The sequence below is a fragment of the Desulfovibrio sp. 1188_IL3213 genome (genome assembly GCF_036763145.1).
Taxonomy (GTDB): domain Bacteria; phylum Desulfobacterota; class Desulfovibrionia; order Desulfovibrionales; family Desulfovibrionaceae; genus Desulfovibrio.
The window spans coordinates 1-3,639 of the sequence record NZ_JBAIYR010000229.1 but is presented as its reverse complement, the minus strand read 5'-3'; the positions used below and the strand labels follow the sequence as shown (position 1 = coordinate 3,639).

Genomic DNA, 3,639 nt, shown 5'->3' with positions numbered 1-3,639 from the left:
CACGGGCATTGCAGCGCGGGATCGCCACTTAGCGTCCCGCTCGCAAAGCACGCGCCAGCTTCAAGACAGCGCCAGACCTGACACCACATGGTAGCTACAAAATGTGCGAAAAATTCTGGACACTACCGACCCCGCAGGACAGGCGAACTCTTGCCCTCCAAAGATGCCTTCGAAACTTCTTTTGCCCTGCACACGGGCCTTCAAAAAGACACCTCTCGCCCTCCACACGCACCTCCAAAACTCCTTCCGCCCCAACTTCCCTGCCGGTATCTCCCACTGTTGCTCCATGCCGTCGTACGAAAGAACGCGCTGGCACGTGTCTAGAGAAATTCACACTTGAAATGCTTGCTTACGGCAGGCAAAAGCCTGCCTACTCGCATTTCGTGGCAAGGATTTTCAGGAAAATCCTTGCAGAGCAGTTGACTCGTTTCATTCGTAAACTGCTCTAACAAACTGCATCGCGCCGTGCGCCTCATCTGCTGGGCAGCACAAAGGATGACCGTCCATAAATACCTGCTTCAGGTTCTTGCGTCCGCTGTTCCGCGCAAATGCAAAAATCCCGCAATTTCTGCGGGATTTTTTGTGAAACAATCGTTTTCAGGCCATGCGCAGGGTCAGAACCGCGGTGGGTCTTCCAGGGCCTGCGCCAGTTCGCGCAGGGCGGACAGCAAGCCAAGCAATCTGAAAACCGGTAGCACTTTAGAAGGTATATTCAAAGATGATCTGAGCCTTCCATACGTCCTGTTTGTCAAAACTGGTGTTTCGCGCCCCGGCCTTTTTCCACGTGTCGTTGTCCATAAAGTTGGCTATGTAGTCCAGCTCTATGTTCATTTCAAGGTTTTCGTATATTTTATAGCTGTTTATCAGATTAAATTCGAGCAGGCCGTCATTGGTTGTCAAGTAAGGTCCGTCAGATTTATTCCAGCCGCCGCTCCACGCATAGGCAGAATCCATATACTTGACCATATTGGTGCTATTGGTGCCACCCCAGTAAGCCACGCGCAAAGTGTGGGTGAGGTCGTCGATGAAGCCCAGATTGCGCATTTGCGCGCCTATACCCCAACTGCCGGAATAGCTCACGTTAAAGTCCTGACGGATCCAGCCCATATTGCCATCGCCCATGAAGGAAGTAAGGCTGCCGTTGGGAACGATGGAAGGCATACGGCCGGATCCATTCTTGGGATTGCCACTATCGCCAGTGCCGTACCAGCCGAAGATGCCCGGCGCTCCCCAATCCAGTTTGTATTCAACAAGGGCCTTGCCTACAAAACCTTGGCGTTCGGTGCAGGAGCGTTTGACTACGCCGTTTTTTTGCGCGTCAAAGCGTCCCATACTTTCAACGTATCCATAGTTGAGGTCCACTTCGATTTTCAGCGGATCCCACAGCGAAAGAGTAAGTGGAAGCCCGAACCAGACCGCGTTACCATACCCCTTGCTGGTGTTCCCAATGTTTTTTCCGCCAGTCATGTTGGGGTAAGGCCGCAGCGTGTAGTCCAGGTTGCCATCTGCCGTGCTCCATGAGTCTTTGTAGCCGTCAAGCGCATTGGCTCCAATCATGCCATACATGACCCAGGGGGTTGCGGATATGCCGCCAAACTGCATAGGAACCGTCAGAATGAACAGGTCCATATTGTCCAGATAGTTCTTGTGCGCTGGATTATCGCCACCATCGTAGTTGTCGTTAAGAGGGCGAGCCCAAAGGGCCGTGGCGCCCCAATTTTCATTGAACTTGTAGGAAGCGGCTACACCAGCCACGTCAGTTTTCATAACCGCCGAACCACCTGCCACCTTTGGGAGCTCAACGCCCTGAATGCCCATGCGAAATCCAATTTCGGTCTGAGGCACAACCCAATCGAGATAGGCGCGCTTGAGCTTTATCTGATCTGAGCCATCTGCGCCGAGGGCCGCGCCGTTTTTGCTTTTGCCCCATTGCATCGTGCCAATTTCAAAATACACTGTTCCAGACAAGGCTTCGGAGGCCACCGCATCCAGTTGTATGCGCAATCTCTGGGCGGCCTGAAAGATATCCTCCTTGCTTCCCTTGGTCTGGCTGGCGCTATCGCTCTTTCGGTACTGCTTTATGGGGGATATTTCGCTTACACCAAACCCCATACGCCACTGCCCCATAGCTTTAAAGTCAATTGCACTGGCTCCGGTAATCGTGCTGAACAGCAGTCCGGCAGCAAGAAAAAGAGTCGCGATGCGTTTCATTGTTTCTCCTTGGTTTTAAGTAGGGTAGGCATGGCATCGTAACAAGTGAAAACGGTAGGGGTAATACCTGGGAAGAGTTGAAAACACTCCCTGCCGTTAACAAGAGCTTGCGGTAGTTACTTACTTTTTTCCGCCGATGATGGGCACGATAAGTATGGCCGAAAGCAATGACGCTGCGGTCATGACGATAAAGAAGCCATTCCAGCTTGTGCTCTCTATGATCATCGCTAAAGGCAGGCCGGTGCAGGCCGCTCCCAGGTATCCGAAAAGCCCCACAAAACCCGTGGCCGTGCCCGCATATTCCTTGTGGCAAACTTCGGCAGCGGCCATGCCGGTGAGCATCTGGGGACCAAAAATGAAGAAGCCGATAAGGAAAAACACGGAGCCCAGAGCGAGCTTGGAGCTTAAGGGCAGAAGCCAGAGCGCGCCCACAGAGCACATGATGCCCAGCATAAAGATGATGTTCATAGGGATGCGGTTGCCCTTGAACAATTTGTCCGATCCCCATCCGGCGACGATGGTGCCGATGAAGCCGCCGATCTCGAGCATGGTGATGGCGCTGTTGGCCACAAGCAGGTCGACGCCGTGCTCCTTCACCAGATACATATTGGCCCAGTCATTGACGCCAATGCGCACGACATACACAAGCACGTAGGAAATGGCCAAAAGCCAGATGTATTTGTTGGTAAACACGTAGCGGCGTAGTACCTGCCATGTGGTGAGAGAGCTTTCGCTTTTTTTTACCTGCTCAAGTTCCAGCTCGTCCTTGCGCCATTCGCCTACACGAGGCAGCCCCATAGATTCCGGTTTGTCCCGCATGATGATGCAAAGAATGATGCCGGCCACAATGCCGATAATACCTGGAACAATCATGCCGTAACGCCAGCCATAGTGTATGGCCAGCCAGCCAGCCAGCAGGGGAATGATAGCGCCGCCCACGTTGTGCGAGGTGTTGCACACTGCCCACCAGAAGCCGCGCTCATTGCGCGAGTACCATGTGGTGAGAATTTTCGTACAGGGGGGCCAGCCCCAGCCTTGGAAAAAGGCATTAAGACCCCACAAAATGGCCAGAGCCAGCAGCGATGAGCTCATACCAAAGGCAATATTGATAATGCCTGTGATGATAAGGCCGACACCCATGAAATACCGTGGGTTGGCTTTGTCGCTCATGATGCCGCCAATAAACCGGGAAGAGCCGTAAACGATATAAAAAATGGTGCTCAGCATGCCCACATCTGAGAGTTGCCAGTCTAGGTCTTTGAGCATGGCTGGCATGATGGATTTGTAACTGTTGCGCGTAACATTGCTGTCCGGCTAAGGGGTAACAAAAAAGTCCAAAATCTCAGCAGTATGTGGTATAAGAAGTTACCACAACAACTTGCCACACAAGGAGATTTTGGACTTGAGCCATCATACTACACTCTTCTC

Annotated in this window: 1 protein-coding gene and 1 pseudogene; both read right to left on the bottom strand. The window is 52.5% G+C overall.

The window, feature by feature from the left end; genetic code table 11:
• Nucleotides 1-699 precede the first annotated feature (699 nt).
• Nucleotides 700-2,211, bottom strand: a complete 1,512-nt coding sequence (locus V6C16_RS09320; protein ID WP_333535057.1) for an outer membrane homotrimeric porin — start codon at nucleotides 2,209-2,211, stop codon at nucleotides 700-702.
• Between the two features lie 120 nt (nucleotides 2,212-2,331).
• Nucleotides 2,332-3,501: pseudogene (gene uhpC, locus V6C16_RS09315) on the bottom strand (MFS transporter family glucose-6-phosphate receptor UhpC); the annotation flags it as partial.
• Between the last annotated feature and the right edge of the window lie 138 nt (nucleotides 3,502-3,639).

Bases quoted from the DNA above. Each gene is read 5' to 3' on its own strand.
- V6C16_RS09320 (WP_333535057.1), bottom strand. From the start codon at position 2,211: ATGAAACGCATCGCGACTCTTTTTCTTGCTGCCGGACTGCTGTTCAGC.